This is a genomic window from Type-A symbiont of Plautia stali (assembly GCF_059731155.1).
In genome coordinates this window covers 1,034,747-1,049,783 of record NZ_AP035891.1, presented here as the reverse complement: position 1 = coordinate 1,049,783, position 15,037 = coordinate 1,034,747, and the positions used below count along the sequence as shown (strand labels likewise).

Here is a 15,037-nt window from a genome sequence, read left to right as displayed (position 1 = left end):
CGCAGGAGACCGCTATTGAAGCCGCTGTACGAAGACTTGTGGATCTCCACGCCGGAATTTCCCGCCGAAGAGACGGCAAATGATTTAATGATGCACGGGTTTATGCTGCGCCATCCGCGCGGCAACCTGTTGATTGGCCGCGTTGAGCAGTTGCTTGATCATGAAGTGCTCGCGGACGCGGGCGGCGTGATTCGCCACTATTTTACCCACTGGCACGAAGCCGCGCCGGGTGCGCGGGCCATTCAGCAGCGCTTCAATAGTGCGCTGTATTGCCACAGCCGCTCGCTCGGCCCGGTGAGCCTGGTGATTGAGCCAGACGAAACCTTCACGCATCAGGACGTGCACTTTGGCGACTTTCACCTGCTGCCCACGCCGGGCCACACGCCGGGCAGCTGCAGCTACCTGTATCACTCACCGCTCGGCCAGACCTACCTGTTTGTCGGCGACACCCTGACGCGGGATTACCATCGCTGGATTAGCGTGCTGGTGCCGGACAGTAATCCTGCGGAGCTGCAGCAGTCGCTGGAGCTGTACCGCTCGCTGCGTCCGGATGTGGTGCTGATGAGCACACCACGCGTGGACATCTCTCTTGGGCGAAGGTCGATTTACAGAGCTGGCTGGCCGCGATTGATGAAGCGGAACAGTCGCCGCTGGATCTGCGCCAGCAGCCACTGCTGTGATTACAGCGTCTTGCTCAGATAGTGACGCTGATGTTCGCGCGGATAGTGATCAAGGCTAAAACGTAGCGTATAGCCAAGCTTTTTATAAAACGGCCGCGCCTAAAAGCTGGCGGTATCCACCTGCGCGTAACGGCAGCCTGAATCAGCTGGCTGCCGGCGCCCTGCCCGCGTAACCCATCGCTGACCCACAGCATATCAATGCGTAACCAGTTGCCATAGGTTGAGCCCGTCAGTCCCGCCAGCTTTTTCCCGGCGCCGTCTTTAATGAACACACCGATGGCTTTCATCTCATTGATGTCAATAAAGCGGCTGTTGAAGGCGTTCAGGCCGAGGCGCATTTCATCCAGATCCTGATGAGTGACGCTATCCGTAACGCTTAATTGCATGGTCTGCTCCTTGTGGCGGTATTATGAAGAGGGGTGCTGGCGGTCGTCGTAGCGCTCCAGCGACAGAATATCGGCATCGCGTTTTTCCGTGCGGTTGCAGGGCAACAGCTTATTGCTGTCGGCGTAGACGAAAAAGGTTTCGCCGCTGTTTTTATTCACGATCATCTGATCGCCATTGCGGAAACGGGTAATGGCGACCTTATCGCCGTCCTGCAGACGCGTGCACTGCTGCCCGGCGGCAATCTGGAAATGCCGGGTTGGCCACATCAGCGTGCTGAGCCCGTAGGCAGCACGCGATACCGTCATGGTGGGGCGGCCCGGGCAGGTAATCTGGAATTCGCTTTCGCTCCACGCGGGGGCAATCTGGCAGACCATCAGGAGCGCGGCAAGGGTTATCGCCTTCATGGGGGGTCTCCACTGAGGTTAGATCATGATTTTACAGGAATTTAATTGGCCAGAGGGTAACATACAACCGCCGCCGGTGCGGTAATCTGCGACCGCAGGTCAGCCACTGCGGGCAGGAAGAAAGCATCCAACTTACTGATTTTTTAGGTTTTTATGCGATCGGGATATCGTTGTAACGAGTTAAGTAAAATGCGCTAAGATCGCGTCAGGAGGATGTTATGCGAGACGAACAGGCATTATTCGCGCGGCTGGCGCAATCGCCGTTTCGCCGCCGCTTCCATTTAGGGGCGAAAGAGCGACAGTACTGTATTGAGAAAGGCCCGGCGGTGATCGACCAACACGCGGCCGATTTTATTCAGCAAAGACTGGCCGCAGCCGAACCAAAGAATGATGGCAAACAGACGCCAATGCGCGGCCATCCGGTATTTATCGCCCAGCACGCCACGGCAACCTGCTGTCGCGGCTGTCTGGCAAAATGGCATGGCATTGCTGCGCATCAGCCGTTAACGGCAGAGCAGCAGCAATATATGGTGCGGGTGATTCACCGCTGGCTGGTGGGTGAAATAAATGGTTAAGACCGGGATGGGATGGGACTACTCTGCCGCGACCTGCGCGGCCACCAGCATCAGCGCCAGTCCGGCATCGTCTGGATCGAAACGCTGCATAACTTCATGAATCGCCGTCACGCAGTTTATCACCTGCTGTTTTTTGTCGGCGTCTAACTTATCAATCGCGTGCTGAAGAATCATTAAACTAGCTTCTTCTTCTCTCATGGATTTACCCTTGTTTTGCTTACCTGGTGCGCAACGCTGGCAAGAATAACGTTTATCTGCTAGCAAAGTCACCCCTTTACATGCTTACCGCTTAACGATTAAACAAATGGCAAATGGGCAGTGGCGTCAGACATGCTATGATCGAATCAGTGGCGCGCATCGTCAGGCCAGCATAAATCAGGGAATGCACCAGGAACAGGACCATGTTAAGACTCAGTTTTCTACTCACACTTATCCTGCTGGCTGGCTGCAGCTACACGCCGAAAGGCGTCGATTGCCCCGGCGAGGTCGCAACGCTCTATGGTCAGTCGCTGGGCCACACCGAAGGGCGCATTTTCGATTTGGTGAATTCGTTTTCGGTGGCGCGCGATGGCGTAACGCTGAGCAGCGGCGCACTGCACTCCACCGACCGTTTCCGCTATGTCCCTTCTGCCGTGACGCCGGAAGGCTTTTATGCACAGCGGCTCAGCGACAAGCAGTTCCGCCTGATCAACCCGGCGCGTAACACCATGATTACCTGGACGTGTCCATAAGCCGTGCGTGGCGCGCGCAGATGGTTTATTGTCAGCGTTTGTCATGCTGCGGACCTGCATTATGGAAAAGAGTCTGGACAATAACGGTTATATCGATTTCCCCTTTCCGGCCACCCGAGACGCGGATGGCTCTGTCAACCCGTGCGGTTTTGACCTGACGCTGGAAACCGATCGCATTGATGAGATCGCCGCCGGTAAACATTCTGAAAATTTGCGTCGTCTGCTGGAAGAGGTCAATCTGCAGGATGGCCTGTTTATGACGCTGGCCTGTGACTGGCAGCAGCGCGCAGACGGCGTGTGCGGCTTTCTCGATGTGGCGTTCCGCCCCACGCTGGCCTGTAGCAGCGAAGAGACACAGAGCCTCGATCAGGTCTTTGAGATGTATCTGCGCCGCCAGGAGCAGCAGCACAGCATGCCGCGCGACGCGCTGGTCAACTATGCGCGCGCGGTGCTGGACTGGAGGTGGTCGCCGCTGCAGCAGCGCCATCGCCGCTATGAGAAGGTCACCATTCGCTATTACTGCCAGCAGGCGGAAGATGCCGAATGGTGTTTTGATCATCTGCGTCACTTCCTGGTGAGCTGGTACCCGGCGTATCGCGGCCAGCAGTGAGGGCGTCCGCGTGACGCCCTGCGCTTACGGCTGTACCAGACGAATCGCGTGCTCGAGCATACGCTGTTCATCGCGTTCGTCCTGGGCGCGATCGTGGCGCGTACGCTGCAGCAAACGGGCAATTTCTTCCCGTTTGGTTTCATGATCGCACTCGGAAAGGACAATCACCGCATCGCCAATCACCCGGCAAACTTCATCGTAATCGTCTTCATTCAGGATATCGCATTTCATTTCTCCTCCGTTCAGTGAGCGCTGCGTGAGGTTCGCGCAGCTTACCGTAGTCCTTACCAAGTAAGGACAGCGATGCCGATTCCTGCAAACCACTGTTACATCCTGAAAAGCCACCAGGTTGCCGGTCTGCACTTCTCTGTCTACGCTGAAAGAGACATTCACCACTCTCAGGGAGTCAATATGACCGATAAAGCGGAAGCAAAATTGAATGAAGCGGCGGGTGCCGTACAGGAAAAATTTGGCGAGTTCACCGGTTCACGCCGCTATCAGGCACGCGGTGCCGCGCGACGCTATCCGGCGCAGGCCAGTTATGCAGTGCAGGATGCAGCAGACTGCGTGGTGAGATCGGTACGCGACAACCCGGCGACCGGACTGGCCGTTGCCGCCAGCATCGGCGTGATTGTCGGTTTCCTGCTGGGCCGTAGATAATCCCCGGCGATCGGGGCCCATACGGCCCCGATACTCAATACCGCTGCGGCATGCCGTCCCGTCGTTCCTGAATATGTTCATCCGGCGTCTCGGCGACATCTGCCGTACTGCTGTGCCCGGCCAGGTGGCGCCCATGCTGCCCCGCCATCACCACAGGCCCCACCGGTAATTGTGCACTGGCCGCCAGTGATAGCAGCAATAAAAACCATCCCGTCAGTAACGTTCTTCCCATCCTGCCCGCCTTACACGCTGATTAGTGAGCGCTCAGCTTGCCGGATGTCATGCAAATTAGCGTCAGCGCGACGCAAAGCTATGTCGGCAGTTGTGAATAATCAGGCCTGTGCGCGCCGCGCTTTGTAACGCGCCACCATGGTCATTAATGCCTGATAAATCAAACCGGCATACAGGCTCATGACAATCATCATGCCCAGCGTTTTGCCCTGTGCCTGCCAGGAAACAAACCACATGAAAATGCCCCACAGCAGGGAAAAAATCAGCCAGCCTTTTACAAACTTGATCACACCTTGCATAGCACCTCCGGATTGATGAAGGCTGAAGATAGCGGTTCAGCTAGCAAATGGCACGCGCGCCGATGCCAAGATGTTAACTGTTTCAAAGTCTTACGCAAACCGCTATCGCGGCGGGAAAAAGACGTGGAAAACAGCACGCAGAATGCGGCATCAACGAGTGCCTGTCACGGCCGTCCCGGTTAGTTTGGCCATGACCAGCCGATGTGATGGCAGAGACCGCCTTGCATCAGTGTGTATTGTGTGTATAATTTCACCGACAGGAAGTCCGATGAAGAGCGCGACGCTGATTAAACTGCTGCAAAAAAATGGCTGGAAGCTGGAGCGCATACGCGGCAGTCATCATCAGTTTTCGCACCCGGATTTTGCTCATCTGATCACCGTGCCGCATCCGCAAAAGGATATGAAGAAAGGCACGCTGATGCAGATTCTGAAAGACGCTAGGCTGGATTGATCCATGCTGGTTTTATTCCGCTTGCTCAGAGGTGACATTATGCTGTTTCCCGCTTTGGTAGAGATTGACGCTGACGGCTCGGCCAGTGGTTATTTCCCGGATGTCACTGGTTGTTATTTTGCCGGTGATACGCCCGAGCAAACGCTGCAGGATGCGCAATCTGCGCTGCATGCCCACTTTGAACTGATGGCGGAGAAAGGCTTATTGATTCCGGAGCCGGCGCAGCACTGGCAGCAGGAATTTAGCCAGCCCGGCGTGTGGATCTACGTTGATATTGACGTCACCCGCTATCTGGGCAAATCCGAGCGCATCAACATCACTATGCCGCATCTGCTGATTGAGAAGATCGATAAGATGGTCAGTAATAATGCGCGCTACAGCAGCCGCAGCCATTTTCTTGCCGAGGCGGCGCGCAAAGCGCTGGTCTCTTAGTAATACTATTGCGCACGCGTCGCTTATCGTCCGTGGCCGCTTTATGTTTGAATTCCCGCCTCAACCGGCCGGCATGTGGTTAAAATGAATTACTTACGCGACATACAAACGTTTATTGAAGGCAACACGGTGCTCTCCGCCACCTTCAGCCTGCTGCTGTTACTGGTTGCCGGCATAGTCACCCATCTGATCTGCAAGTTCTTCGTAGTAAAAGTGGTGCGCCGCGTGTTCTTTAGCACGCATAAAAACCAGGTGCCGCTGGATAAAGACGTCCAGCTCTCAGAAAAGCTGTCGAATTTTATTCCGGTGATCACCGTCTATTACCTGCTGCAGTTTATGCCGGACCTGCCCGAGCATCTGCTGATCGCGGTGAAAACCATTTGCGGCATTCTGTTTTTTGTTTATCTGTCGCTGTTCTTTAACGAAGTGCTGGAGATCGTTAATAACTCCTATTCGCGTAAGTCGAAGCGTAAGAACCACTCGATAAAAGGCTATATCCAGATCGGTAAGATCTTGGTGCACATCATTTCCGCCATTATGATTCTGGCTATCATGTCGAACAAATCGCCGGTGATCATTATCTCCAGTCTGGGGGCGGTCGCGGCGGTATTGATGTTAGTGTTTCAGCACAGCCTGCTGTCGCTGGTGACCAATATTCAGGTGTAATCGAACGATGTGCTGCAGCTTGGCGACTGGATTGAAATGCCGGATAACGGCATCAGTGGTGAAGTGATTGATATCGCTCTGCATACCATTACCATCCGCAACTGGGACAATACGCTGTCGCGGATCCCGACCAAAAATTTCCTGACCGAAACCTACACCAACTGGCAGGCGATGTTCTCCTCCGGCGCGCGTCGCATCATGCGCAGCTTTCACCTCGACCAGACCTCCATTCGCTTTCTCGATCAGCAAATGGTGCAGCAGATGAGCCAGATTCGCGGCGTCAGTGAGCAGCTTTCAATCTTGATGGATGGCCGCGATAGCAGCGTGGTCGGTGACCGCTGGTTTGCGGAAAACGGCATTACCAACCTCACGGTGTTCCGTCACTATCTCACCGCCTGGCTGGCGCAGCGCGACGATATTAAAAAAGATATGTATATCGTGGTGCGCGCCATGAAACCCTCACCGGAGGGATTGCCGGTAGAGGTTTATTGCTTTACCTCCTCGGTGCTGTGGGTCGATTACGAGAATTCCCAGTCGGCGATATTTGAATTCATCTACGCCATCGTCGGTCAGTTTTCGCTGCGGATTTACCAGCATCCGGCCGGCAATGATTTCTGGCGTTTGTCGCAGGCGCGCGATAGCCAGAAGCCTCCGGCGGAATAAAGCCACTCATCGCACGGTCGTCATGCATGGCAAACCGGAGGTGACATGAAGTCCTTCCCCCTGCCAGCACAAAAAAAGGGAGCCCAGAGGCTCCCTTTCATATTGCATTTGCTCTGGGCAAATTACATATTCGCGATGATCGCGTCACCAAACTCTGAACATTTCAGCAGCTTAGCGCCGTCCATCAGACGCTCAAAGTCGTAGGTCACGGTTTTGGCAGCGATTGCGCCTTCCATGCCTTTAACAATCAGGTCTGCGGCTTCGAACCACTCCAGGTGACGCAGCATCATTTCCGCAGACAGGATCACGGAACCTGGGTTCACTTTATCCTGGCCCGCATACTTCGGTGCAGTACCGTGGGTAGCTTCGAACAGTGCGCACTCGTCACCGATGTTCGCACCCGGTGCGATACCAATGCCGCCTACCTGTGCCGCTAGGGCATCAGAAATGTAGTCACCGTTCAGGTTCATACAGGCGATAACGTCATACTCGGCTGGACGCAGCAGGATCTGCTGCAGGAAGGCGTCGGCGATCACATCTTTAACGATGATCTCTTTACCGGTGTTCGGGTTTTTGAACTTCATCCACGGACCGCCATCGATCAGCTCGCCGCCGAACTCTTCTTTCACCAGCTGGTAGCCCCAGTCTTTGAAAGAACCTTCGGTGAACTTCATGATGTTGCCTTTGTGCACCAGCGTCAGTGAATCACGGTCATTAGTGATGGTGTATTCAACCGCGGCACGCACCAAACGTTTCGTGCCCTCTTCTGAACACGGCTTCACGCCAATACCACACTGCTGCGGGAAGCGAATTTTCTTCACGCCCATCTCTTCACGCAGGAATTTGATCACTTTGTCCGCTTCCGGCGTACCGGCTTTCCACTCGATACCAGCATAGATATCTTCGGAGTTTTCGCGGAAGATCACCATGTCGGTATCTTCAGGACGTTTAACCGGGCTTGGCGTGCCTTTGTAGTAACGTACCGGACGCAGACACACGTACAGGTCCAGTTCCTGGCGCAGCGCCACGTTCAGGGAACGAATACCGCCACCTACCGGGGTAGTCAGTGGGCCTTTAATGGCCACGCGGTACTCTTTGATTAAATCGAGGGTTTCCTGCGGCAGCCAGACATCCTGGCCATAGAGTTCGACGGATTTTTCGCCGGTGTAAATTTCCATCCAGGAAATTTTTCGCTCGCCGTTGTAGGCTTTCTTCACAGCGGCATCAACCACTTTCAGCATCACCGGGGAAACGTCAACCCCAATACCGTCACCTTCAATGTAGGGGATGATCGGGTTATTCGGGACATTCAGTTTGCCCTGATCCAGGGTGATTTTTTGACCTTCCGCCGGAACAACTACTTTGCTTTCCATTAACCTCTCCTTCGAGCGATTTTTTGTTAATGATTTGTAAGATGCGCATCAATACTACTCTACTTGAATATTTCCGCCACGCCAATCACCGCAGTTTCGCGCCATAATGCGCCGATTGTTACCAACTGCAAAGCCCATGCGAAAAACTTCTCAACGAATTCACCAGCATAAGCGCCCTGCTGCCCCAGCGCGCCAGCCCGCGCGACGTGACACACGGTCAAAAGGTCCGCGTCGCGTCATACTCTTTAACAAACCTTTCGATGTTCTGCCGCAGTTCAGCGATGAGGCTGGCCGCCGCACGCTGAAAGATTTTGTGCCGGTGAGCGAGGTGTATGCCGCAGGCCGTCTCGACCGCGACAGCGAAGGGTTGATGATTCTGACCAACGATGGCGCACTGCAGGCGCAGCTGACGCAGCCAGGCAAGCGCACCGGCAAAATCTATTACGTTCAGGTGGAAGGCGTGCCGCAGGAATCAGATTTATCCCGCCTGCGCAGAGGCATCCCCCTCAACGATGGTCCGACGCTGCCGGCGGGCGCAGAAGTGGTGCCCGAACCCGCGTGGCTGTGGCCGCGCACCCCGCCGATTCGCGAGCGCAAAGCCATCCCCACCTGCTGGCTGAAAATCACGCTGTATGAAGGGCGCAATCGCCAGGTCCGAAGGATGACGGCGCACATTGGCTTTCCAACGTTACGCCTGATCCGTTTTGCCATGGGTGATTACCAGCTGCAGGATTTGGCACCGGGCGAATGGCGCGACATCAGCGACCAGACGTAAGTTATACATTTCGATAACGTCAGGTTAACTATTTTGGAGGAACGATGTTTAAACCTCATGTAACCGTCGCCTGTATGGTGCACGCGCAGGGCAAATTACTGGTGGTGGAAGAGCGCGTCGACGGCCGCGTTACCTGGAATCAGCCGGCCGGCCATCTTTAGGCCGATGAAACGCTGCTGGAAGCAGCGCAACGTGAGCTGTACGAAGAGACCGGCATCAGCGCTCAGCCCGACTATTTTCTCGGCGTGCAGCAGTGGATCGCCCCGGACCATACACCTTTTGTGCGTTTTCTGTTTGGCCTCGATCTGCCTGCCACCGTGACCACCACGCCACACGACAGCGATATTGACTGCTGCTGGTGGCTGTCGCCCGCGCAGATTCTCAGCGCAGAGACGCTGCGTTCGCCGCTGGTGGCCGAAAGCGTGCGGCTGTAGCAGCAAGGGGGCCCGCTATCCGCTGCAGCTGATAGCCCCTTATCAGTGGCCGTTTCATTAGGGTGCGCACAACGCTTCCGCGTGATAGAATGCGCCGCCTGTTTTTATCGTAATCAAGAGTGCGTCATGTTTGACAACAGCCAGAAAAAAGTGATCGTCGGGATGTCCGGCGGCGTCGATTCTTCCGTTTCCGCTTGGTTACTGCAGCAGCAGGGCTATCAGGTTGAAGGCCTGTTCATGAAGAACTGGGAGGAAGACGATGGTGAGGAGTATTGCACCGCCGCTGACGATCTGGCTGACGCACAGGCCGTGTGTGACAAGCTCGGCATCAAGCTGCACAAAATCAATTTCGCCGCTGAGTACTGGGACAACGTGTTCGAGCACTTTCTGGAAGAGTACAAGGCCGGACGCACGCCAAACCCGGATATTCTGTGTAACAAAGAGATCAAGTTCAAAGCGTTTCTCGAATTCGCCGCAGACGATCTCGGCGCAGACTACATTGCCACCGGCCACTATGTGCGCCGTGCCGATGTCGACGGCACCAGTCAGCTGCTGCGCGGTCTCGACGGCAACAAAGATCAGAGCTATTTCCTCTACACGCTCAGCCACCAGCAGATTGCACAGAGCCTGTTCCCGGTCGGCAAACTTGAGAAGCCTGAGGTGCGCCGCATCGCCGAGCAGCTCGATCTGATTACGGCGAAGAAAAAAGACTCCACTGGTATTTGCTTTATCGGCGAGCGTAAATTCCGCGACTTCCTTGGTCGTTACCTGCCGGCCCAGCCGGGCGTCATCGAAACCGTTGACGGTGAAGTGGTCGGTGAACACCAGGGGCTGATGTATCACACCCTGGGTCAGCGTAAAGGGCTCGGCATCGGCGGACGCAAAGAGAGCAGTGACGATCCGTGGTATGTGGTCGACAAAGATGTCGCGCGCAATACGCTGATTGTCGCACAGGGCGGCGATCATCCGCGCCTGATGTCGGTGGGCCTGATAGCACAGCAGCTGCACTGGGTCGATCGCCAGCCAGTGACCGCTGCGCTGCGCTGCACGGTGAAAACCCGCTATCGTCAGAGCGACATTCCCTGCGAGATCATTCCGCACGGCGACGATCGCATTGAAGTGCGTTTCGATGAGCCGGTCGCGGCCGTCACCCCGGGTCAGTCCGCGGTATTTTACCTCGGTGACGTGTGCCTTGGTGGCGGTATTATTGAACAGCGCCTGCCGCTGGCAGGGGCCTGAGTCGGCACTGCCGACGCGTCTACAGGAGTGAAGCGTGGCTAAAAACTATTATGAGATAACGCTGGCGCTGGCCGGCGTTTGCCAGGCAGCCCATTTGGTGCAGCAGCTGGCACACCAAGGGCACTGCAACAACGCGGCGCTGCAGATGTCGCTGCGCAGCCTGCTGGATTTGAACCCAGGCTCAACGCTAGCGGTGTTTGGCAATGATGAAGCCAACCTGCGCCCCGGGCTGGAAGCGCTGATGGCGGTGCTGAACAGCGGCAGCTGGCAGGGCGCCAGCGCCGACCTAACGCGTTACACCCTGAGCCTGATGATACTGGAGCGTAAACTGCATGGTAACAAAACCGCGCTAAACACGCTGGCGCAGCGCATCAGCCAGCTTGATCGTCAGCTGGCGCATTACGAACTGGAATCAGACACCATCACCAGCGCCATGGCAGGCATTTACGTCGATGTGATCAGCCCGCTCGGCCCGCGCATTCAGGTGACCGGCTCACCGCAGGTGCTGCAGAATTCGCAGGTGCAGAGTAAAGTTCGCAGCTGCGCTGCTGGCCGGTATCCGCGCGGCGGTGCTGTGGCAGCAGGTCGGCGGCGGTCGTCTGCAGCTGATGTTTGCGCGCCAGCGTCTGCTGCGCGAAGCGAAAACCCTTTTATCCCGGCTGGGTCCGGCGTATTAAGCGCCGCCCTGCCCTATATTGTTAACGATTCAGGAGTTGCACTGATGGAATTATCCTCTCTGACCGCCGTCTCACCTGTCGATGGTCGTTACGGCGATAAAGTCAGCCCGCTGCGTGCGATTTTCAGCGAGTTCGGTTTGCTGAAATTCCGCGTTGAGGTTGAAGTTCGCTGGTTACAGAAACTGGCCGCGACCGCAGAGATCAAGGAAGTTCCTGCATTTGATGCCGACGCAAACGCTTTCCTTGATGCGATTGTCGCCGGTTTCAGCGAAGAAGATGCGTCGCGCATCAAAACCATTGAGCACACCACCAACCATGACGTGAAAGCAGTCGAGTACTTTCTGAAAGAGAAAGTGGCAAACGTGCCGGCGCTGCACGCGGTGTCTGAGTTTATCCATTTCGCCTGCACCTCCGAAGATATCAATAACCTGTCACACGCGCTGATGCTGGAAACCGCACGCCGCGACGTGATCGTGCCGTTCTGGAACCAGATCATCACCGCCGTGAAGGGCCTGGCGCAGGAGTATCGCAACATTCCGCTGCTGTCGCGCACCCACGGCCAGCCAGCTACGCCGTCCACCATGGGCAAAGAGATGGCCAACGTGGCCTACCGCATGGAACGCCAGCTGCGTCAGCTGAGCAAGGTTGAAGTGCTGGGCAAAATCAACGGCGCGGTGGGCAACTACAATGCGCACATCGCCGCGTATCCGGAAGTGGACTGGCATCAGCTGAGCGAGCAGTTTGTGACCTCGCTGGGCATCAGCTGGAACCCGTACACCACGCAGATCGAGCCGCATGACTACATCGCCGAGCTGTTTGACTGCATCGCGCGCTTCAATACCATCCTGATTGATTTTGACCGCGACATCTGGGGTTACATCGCCCTGAACCATTTCAAACAGAAAACCATTGCTGGCGAAATTGGCTCTTCAACCATGCCGCACAAGGTTAACCCTATCGACTTCGAAAACTCCGAAGGGAATCTGGGGCTGGCCAATGTGGTGATGCAGCACCTGGCCAGCAAACTGCCGGTGTCACGCTGGCAGCGCGATCTGACCGATTCTACCGTGCTGCGCAACCTCGGCGTCGGCGTCGGCTATGCATTGATCGCCTATCAGGCCACGCTAAAAGGTATCTCCAAGCTGGAAGTGAATCGCGATCGCCTGCTGGACGAGCTGGATCACAACTGGGAAGTACTGGCTGAGCCGATCCAGACCGTGATGCGTCGCTACGGCATTGAAAAGCCGTACGAGAAGCTGAAAGAGCTGACGCGCGGCAAGCGCGTGGACGCGGCCGGTATGCAGGCGTTTATCGACAGCCTTGAGCTGCCGGAAGCAGAGAAAGTGCGCCTGAAGCAGATGACGCCCGCTAACTACCTCGGCCGCGCGATTCAGATGGTTGACGACCTGAAGTAATTCCTTGCTCTGAAAACTCAGGCTATGGCAAGTTTGTGTTACCTCAGTCACGCACGTCACGTGGTGGCTGAGGTTCCCCTGCTATTGCATCACAGCGGAGTGTTAATCTGCGGTTTAGCTGGCGTAGCGTATACTTTTCGCCATCATCAACTGAGTTGAAGGTAAGGAAATTCTATGCGTGTTCTGGTTGTGGAAGATAATGCCCTGCTGCGCCATCACCTCGCAGTCCAGTTACGTGACATGGGTCATCAGGTGGATGCCGCCGAAGACGCCAAAGAAGCCGACTATTTCCTGCAGGAACACATTCCCGATATCGCGCTGGTCGATCTCGGCCTGCCCGATGAAGACGGCATGTCGCTGATTCGCCGCTGGCGTGGCGATGCCATTCGTCAGCCGATTCTGGTGCTGACCGCGCGCGAAGGCTGGCAGGCGAAAGTTGAAGCGCTGGAAGCCGGTGCCGATGACTACGTGACCAAACCGTTCCATATTGAAGAGGTCGCCGCCCGCTTACAGGCGCTGATGCGCCGCAACAGCGGACACGCCTCGCAAATTATCTCCATGCCGCCGTTTCAGGTCGACCTGTCGCGCCGCGAGCTTACGGTGAACGACGCGCCGGTCAAGCTGACCGCGTTTGAGTACACCATTGTTGAAACGCTGATCCGCAATGCCGGTAAAGTGGTCAGCAAAGACTCGCTGATGCTGCAGCTGTATCCCGATGCGGAACTGCGCGAAAGCCACACCATTGATGTACTGATGGGCCGGCTGCGCAAAAAAATTCTCGCGCTGCACCCGACCGAAGTGATCAACACCGTGCGTGGCCAGGGATACCGCTTTGATCTCTGATTTATGAAGCTGCTCCGCCATCAGCGCCCTTTCTCCTTACGCGCGCGTTTTCTGCTGGCGACGGCGGCGATCGTGCTGTTTCTGTCGCTGTCGTATGGCATGGTGGCGGTCATTGGCTACGTCGTCAGCTTTGATAAAAATACCTATCGCGTGATGCGCGGCGAGAGCAATCTGTTCTTCACACTCGCGCAGTGGAAAGACAACAAGCTCACCATCGCCCAGCCGGAACGCATGACGCTCAATTTCCCGACGCTGGTGTTCATCTATGACGAGCGCGGTAAGCTGCTGTGGCAGCAGCGCGACATGCCGGAAATTCGCAAAAACATTCGCCGCGACTGGCTGATGAAGCCAGACTTTTACGAGATCGATACCAGCAATCGCACCAGTATGGCGGCGATGGGTAATAATCCGCAGGCACAGCAGCGGCTGCACGCGCTGGACAGTGACAGCAATGACACCTTCACCCACTCGGTGGCAGTGAACCGCTACGACGCGACCACCAATTTGCCGGCGCTGACCATTGTGGTGGTGGACTCGATCCCGCAGGAGCTGCAGCACTCAGACGTGGTGTGGTCGTGGTTTAGCTATGTGCTGGCAGCCAATCTGCTGCTGGTAATTCCGCTGCTGTGGCTGGCGGCACACTGGAGCCTGCGTCCGATTGGCCACCTGACTTCGCAGGTGCGCGAGCTGGAAACAGGCCACCGGGAAAATCTCGACGACAACCCGCCGCAGGAGCTGCGCAGTCTGGTGCGCAACCTCAATCTTTTGCTCACCAACGAACGGCAGCGCTACACGCGCTATCGCACCACGCTATCGGACCTGACGCATAGCCTGAAAACGCCGCTGGCGGTGCTGCAAAGCACGCTGCGCTCGCTGCGCGGTGGCAAAGAGCTGACCATCGAACAGGCTGAGCCGGTAATGCTCGAGCAGATCAGCCGTATTTCGCAGCAGATTGGCTACTACCTGCATCGCGCCAGCATGGAGGCGGATCACAACCCGCTGCAGCGCGATCTACATTCGGTCTCGGCCCTGCTGGATAGCCTGTGTTCCGCGCTCAATAAGGTGTATCAGCGCAAGGGCGTTGAAATCACGCTGGATATTTCGCCGGAGCTGACCTTTATCGGCGATCAAAATGACTTTATGGAAGTGCTGGGCAACGTGCTGGATAACGCCTGTAAATACTGCCTCGAATTTATTGAGGTCAGCGCGCGCCAGACGGAAAACGCGCTGCATCTGTTCATTGACGACGACGGTCCCGGCATTCCCGAAAGCAAGCGCGATCTGATCTTTGTGCGCGGCCAGCGTGCCGACACGCTGCGTCCCGGTCAGGGGCTGGGACTGGCGGTAGTGCGTGATATTCTCGAGCAGTATGCCGGTCAGGTGATCGCCAGTACCAGTCCGCTCGGCGGCGCACGCATGGAGGTGATTTTTCAGCGGCAGGAAGTTGAACATCACCGCGAGTAGAACCGGGCGCGGGCTGTTATACTTGGCA

17 protein-coding genes and 5 pseudogenes are annotated in these 15,037 nt (G+C 56.2%); 15 read left to right on the top strand and 7 right to left on the bottom strand.

The features are described from left to right. Positions 1 to 15: 15 nt before the first annotated feature. Positions 16 to 680 (top strand): annotated as a pseudogene (locus AC6I8M_RS05605) (MBL fold metallo-hydrolase). Here the strand turns inward: AC6I8M_RS05605 and AC6I8M_RS05600 are convergent. Together AC6I8M_RS05600 and AC6I8M_RS05595 are read right to left on the bottom strand one after the other, a co-directional pair. Continuing rightward, positions 681 to 1,066, bottom strand: a pseudogene (locus AC6I8M_RS05600) (GNAT family N-acetyltransferase). A 21-nt stretch (positions 1,067 to 1,087) separates the two neighbouring features. Then, complete coding sequence (locus AC6I8M_RS05595) at positions 1,088 to 1,471, bottom strand: hypothetical protein (RefSeq protein ID WP_010617203.1); 384 nt, start codon at positions 1,469 to 1,471, stop codon at positions 1,088 to 1,090. Between the two features lie 218 nt (positions 1,472 to 1,689). On the opposite strand from AC6I8M_RS05595, the gene AC6I8M_RS05590 reads away from it, so the two are divergent. Then, positions 1,690 to 2,046 carry a DUF4186 domain-containing protein gene (locus tag AC6I8M_RS05590; RefSeq protein ID WP_010617204.1) on the top strand — a complete coding sequence of 119 codons (357 nt, stop codon included), beginning with the start codon at positions 1,690 to 1,692 and terminating at the stop codon, positions 2,044 to 2,046. 18 nt (positions 2,047 to 2,064) lie between these two features. Here AC6I8M_RS05590 and AC6I8M_RS05585 read toward each other — a convergent pair whose 3' ends face one another. Beyond that, a complete protein-coding gene (locus tag AC6I8M_RS05585) occupies positions 2,065 to 2,244 on the bottom strand; it encodes a hypothetical protein (protein ID WP_041387268.1) in 180 nt (59 codons plus the stop codon). Positions 2,245 to 2,447: 203 nt separating this feature from the next. Here AC6I8M_RS05585 and AC6I8M_RS05580 point away from each other — a divergent pair, with 203 nt between their 5' ends. Further along, positions 2,448 to 2,777 carry a hypothetical protein gene (locus tag AC6I8M_RS05580; protein WP_010617206.1) on the top strand — a complete coding sequence of 110 codons (330 nt, stop codon included), beginning with the start codon at positions 2,448 to 2,450 and terminating at the stop codon, positions 2,775 to 2,777. Between the two features lie 61 nt (positions 2,778 to 2,838). Continuing rightward, positions 2,839 to 3,387: a hypothetical protein gene (locus AC6I8M_RS05575; RefSeq protein ID WP_022548757.1), complete on the top strand. Its 549-nt coding sequence runs from the start codon at positions 2,839 to 2,841 to the stop codon at positions 3,385 to 3,387. A 24-nt stretch (positions 3,388 to 3,411) separates the two neighbouring features. On the opposite strand, the gene AC6I8M_RS05570 is transcribed toward AC6I8M_RS05575, so the two are convergent. Beyond that, the gene (locus AC6I8M_RS05570; protein WP_010617208.1) at positions 3,412 to 3,618 is read right to left on the bottom strand and encodes a DUF2767 family protein; all 207 of its coding nucleotides are present in this window, start codon (positions 3,616 to 3,618) and stop codon (positions 3,412 to 3,414) included. Positions 3,619 to 3,798: 180 nt separating this feature from the next. Here AC6I8M_RS05570 and AC6I8M_RS05565 point away from each other — a divergent pair, with 180 nt between their 5' ends. Next, positions 3,799 to 4,047: a DUF883 family protein gene (locus tag AC6I8M_RS05565; protein ID WP_010617209.1), complete on the top strand. Its 249-nt coding sequence runs from the start codon at positions 3,799 to 3,801 to the stop codon at positions 4,045 to 4,047. Between the two features lie 34 nt (positions 4,048 to 4,081). Here AC6I8M_RS05565 and AC6I8M_RS05560 read toward each other — a convergent pair whose 3' ends face one another. Then, positions 4,082 to 4,279, bottom strand: coding sequence for a hypothetical protein (locus AC6I8M_RS05560; protein ID WP_010617210.1), 198 nt, complete (start codon positions 4,277 to 4,279; stop codon positions 4,082 to 4,084). A gap of 100 nt (positions 4,280 to 4,379) precedes the next feature. Continuing rightward, a complete protein-coding gene (locus AC6I8M_RS05555) occupies positions 4,380 to 4,577 on the bottom strand; it encodes a DUF6404 family protein (protein ID WP_010617211.1) in 198 nt (65 codons plus the stop codon). A gap of 268 nt (positions 4,578 to 4,845) precedes the next feature. Here AC6I8M_RS05555 and AC6I8M_RS05550 point away from each other — a divergent pair, with 268 nt between their 5' ends. The 3 genes and pseudogenes from AC6I8M_RS05550 to AC6I8M_RS05540 all read left to right on the top strand — a co-directional run bounded on the left by AC6I8M_RS05550 (position 4,846) and on the right by AC6I8M_RS05540 (position 6,789). Then, positions 4,846 to 5,028 (top strand): type II toxin-antitoxin system HicA family toxin, encoded by a 183-nt coding sequence (locus tag AC6I8M_RS05550; RefSeq protein ID WP_010617212.1) that lies wholly within the window; start codon positions 4,846 to 4,848, stop codon positions 5,026 to 5,028. A 39-nt stretch (positions 5,029 to 5,067) separates the two neighbouring features. Beyond that, complete coding sequence (locus AC6I8M_RS05545; RefSeq protein WP_022548759.1) at positions 5,068 to 5,460, top strand: type II toxin-antitoxin system HicB family antitoxin; 393 nt, start codon at positions 5,068 to 5,070, stop codon at positions 5,458 to 5,460. Between the two features lie 84 nt (positions 5,461 to 5,544). Further along, positions 5,545 to 6,789: pseudogene (locus AC6I8M_RS05540) on the top strand (mechanosensitive ion channel family protein). A gap of 122 nt (positions 6,790 to 6,911) precedes the next feature. On the opposite strand, the gene icd reads toward AC6I8M_RS05540, so the two are convergent. Further along, positions 6,912 to 8,162 carry an NADP-dependent isocitrate dehydrogenase gene (icd, locus tag AC6I8M_RS05535; RefSeq protein ID WP_010617214.1) on the bottom strand — a complete coding sequence of 417 codons (1,251 nt, stop codon included), beginning with the start codon at positions 8,160 to 8,162 and terminating at the stop codon, positions 6,912 to 6,914. A 136-nt stretch (positions 8,163 to 8,298) separates the two neighbouring features. Between icd and rluE the strand changes: the two genes are divergently transcribed. The 7 genes and pseudogenes from rluE to phoQ all read left to right on the top strand — a co-directional run bounded on the left by rluE (position 8,299) and on the right by phoQ (position 15,009). Continuing rightward, a complete protein-coding gene (gene rluE / locus AC6I8M_RS05530; protein ID WP_318285166.1) occupies positions 8,299 to 8,937 on the top strand; it encodes a 23S rRNA pseudouridine(2457) synthase RluE in 639 nt (212 codons plus the stop codon). Between the two features lie 44 nt (positions 8,938 to 8,981). Beyond that, a pseudogene (locus tag AC6I8M_RS05525) lies at positions 8,982 to 9,432 on the top strand (NUDIX domain-containing protein). Positions 9,433 to 9,497: 65 nt separating this feature from the next. Then, positions 9,498 to 10,610 carry a tRNA 2-thiouridine(34) synthase MnmA gene (mnmA, locus tag AC6I8M_RS05520; protein ID WP_498013696.1) on the top strand — a complete coding sequence of 371 codons (1,113 nt, stop codon included), beginning with the start codon at positions 9,498 to 9,500 and terminating at the stop codon, positions 10,608 to 10,610. Positions 10,611 to 10,644: 34 nt separating this feature from the next. Beyond that, a pseudogene (hflD, locus tag AC6I8M_RS05515) lies at positions 10,645 to 11,287 on the top strand (high frequency lysogenization protein HflD). Positions 11,288 to 11,331: 44 nt separating this feature from the next. Then, positions 11,332 to 12,702, top strand: a complete 1,371-nt coding sequence (gene purB / locus AC6I8M_RS05510) for an adenylosuccinate lyase (protein WP_010617221.1) — start codon at positions 11,332 to 11,334, stop codon at positions 12,700 to 12,702. Between the two features lie 174 nt (positions 12,703 to 12,876). Further along, positions 12,877 to 13,545: a two-component system response regulator PhoP gene (gene phoP, locus AC6I8M_RS05505; protein WP_010617222.1), complete on the top strand. Its 669-nt coding sequence runs from the start codon at positions 12,877 to 12,879 to the stop codon at positions 13,543 to 13,545. A 3-nt stretch (positions 13,546 to 13,548) separates the two neighbouring features. Further along, complete coding sequence (gene phoQ, locus AC6I8M_RS05500; protein WP_010617223.1) at positions 13,549 to 15,009, top strand: two-component system sensor histidine kinase PhoQ; 1,461 nt, start codon at positions 13,549 to 13,551, stop codon at positions 15,007 to 15,009. Positions 15,010 to 15,037 lie beyond the last annotated feature (28 nt).

Bases quoted from the DNA above. Each gene is read 5' to 3' on its own strand.
- AC6I8M_RS05580 (WP_010617206.1), top strand. From the start codon at position 2,448: ATGTTAAGACTCAGTTTTCTACTCACACTTATCCTGCTGGCTGGCTGC.
- AC6I8M_RS05565 (WP_010617209.1), top strand. From the start codon at position 3,799: ATGACCGATAAAGCGGAAGCAAAATTGAATGAAGCGGCGGGTGCCGTA.
- AC6I8M_RS05570 (WP_010617208.1), bottom strand. From the start codon at position 3,618: ATGAAATGCGATATCCTGAATGAAGACGATTACGATGAAGTTTGCCGG.
- AC6I8M_RS05545 (WP_022548759.1), top strand. From the start codon at position 5,068: ATGCTGTTTCCCGCTTTGGTAGAGATTGACGCTGACGGCTCGGCCAGT.
- AC6I8M_RS05585 (WP_041387268.1), bottom strand. From the start codon at position 2,244: ATGAGAGAAGAAGAAGCTAGTTTAATGATTCTTCAGCACGCGATTGAT.
- AC6I8M_RS05575 (WP_022548757.1), top strand. From the start codon at position 2,839: ATGGAAAAGAGTCTGGACAATAACGGTTATATCGATTTCCCCTTTCCG.
- AC6I8M_RS05595 (WP_010617203.1), bottom strand. From the start codon at position 1,471: ATGAAGGCGATAACCCTTGCCGCGCTCCTGATGGTCTGCCAGATTGCC.
- AC6I8M_RS05590 (WP_010617204.1), top strand. From the start codon at position 1,690: ATGCGAGACGAACAGGCATTATTCGCGCGGCTGGCGCAATCGCCGTTT.
- icd (WP_010617214.1), bottom strand. From the start codon at position 8,162: ATGGAAAGCAAAGTAGTTGTTCCGGCGGAAGGTCAAAAAATCACCCTG.
- AC6I8M_RS05555 (WP_010617211.1), bottom strand. From the start codon at position 4,577: ATGCAAGGTGTGATCAAGTTTGTAAAAGGCTGGCTGATTTTTTCCCTG.
- AC6I8M_RS05560 (WP_010617210.1), bottom strand. From the start codon at position 4,279: ATGGGAAGAACGTTACTGACGGGATGGTTTTTATTGCTGCTATCACTG.
- purB (WP_010617221.1), top strand. From the start codon at position 11,332: ATGGAATTATCCTCTCTGACCGCCGTCTCACCTGTCGATGGTCGTTAC.
- mnmA (WP_498013696.1), top strand. From the start codon at position 9,498: ATGTTTGACAACAGCCAGAAAAAAGTGATCGTCGGGATGTCCGGCGGC.
- phoQ (WP_010617223.1), top strand. From the start codon at position 13,549: ATGAAGCTGCTCCGCCATCAGCGCCCTTTCTCCTTACGCGCGCGTTTT.
- rluE (WP_318285166.1), top strand. From the start codon at position 8,299: ATGCGAAAAACTTCTCAACGAATTCACCAGCATAAGCGCCCTGCTGCC.
- phoP (WP_010617222.1), top strand. From the start codon at position 12,877: ATGCGTGTTCTGGTTGTGGAAGATAATGCCCTGCTGCGCCATCACCTC.
- AC6I8M_RS05550 (WP_010617212.1), top strand. From the start codon at position 4,846: ATGAAGAGCGCGACGCTGATTAAACTGCTGCAAAAAAATGGCTGGAAG.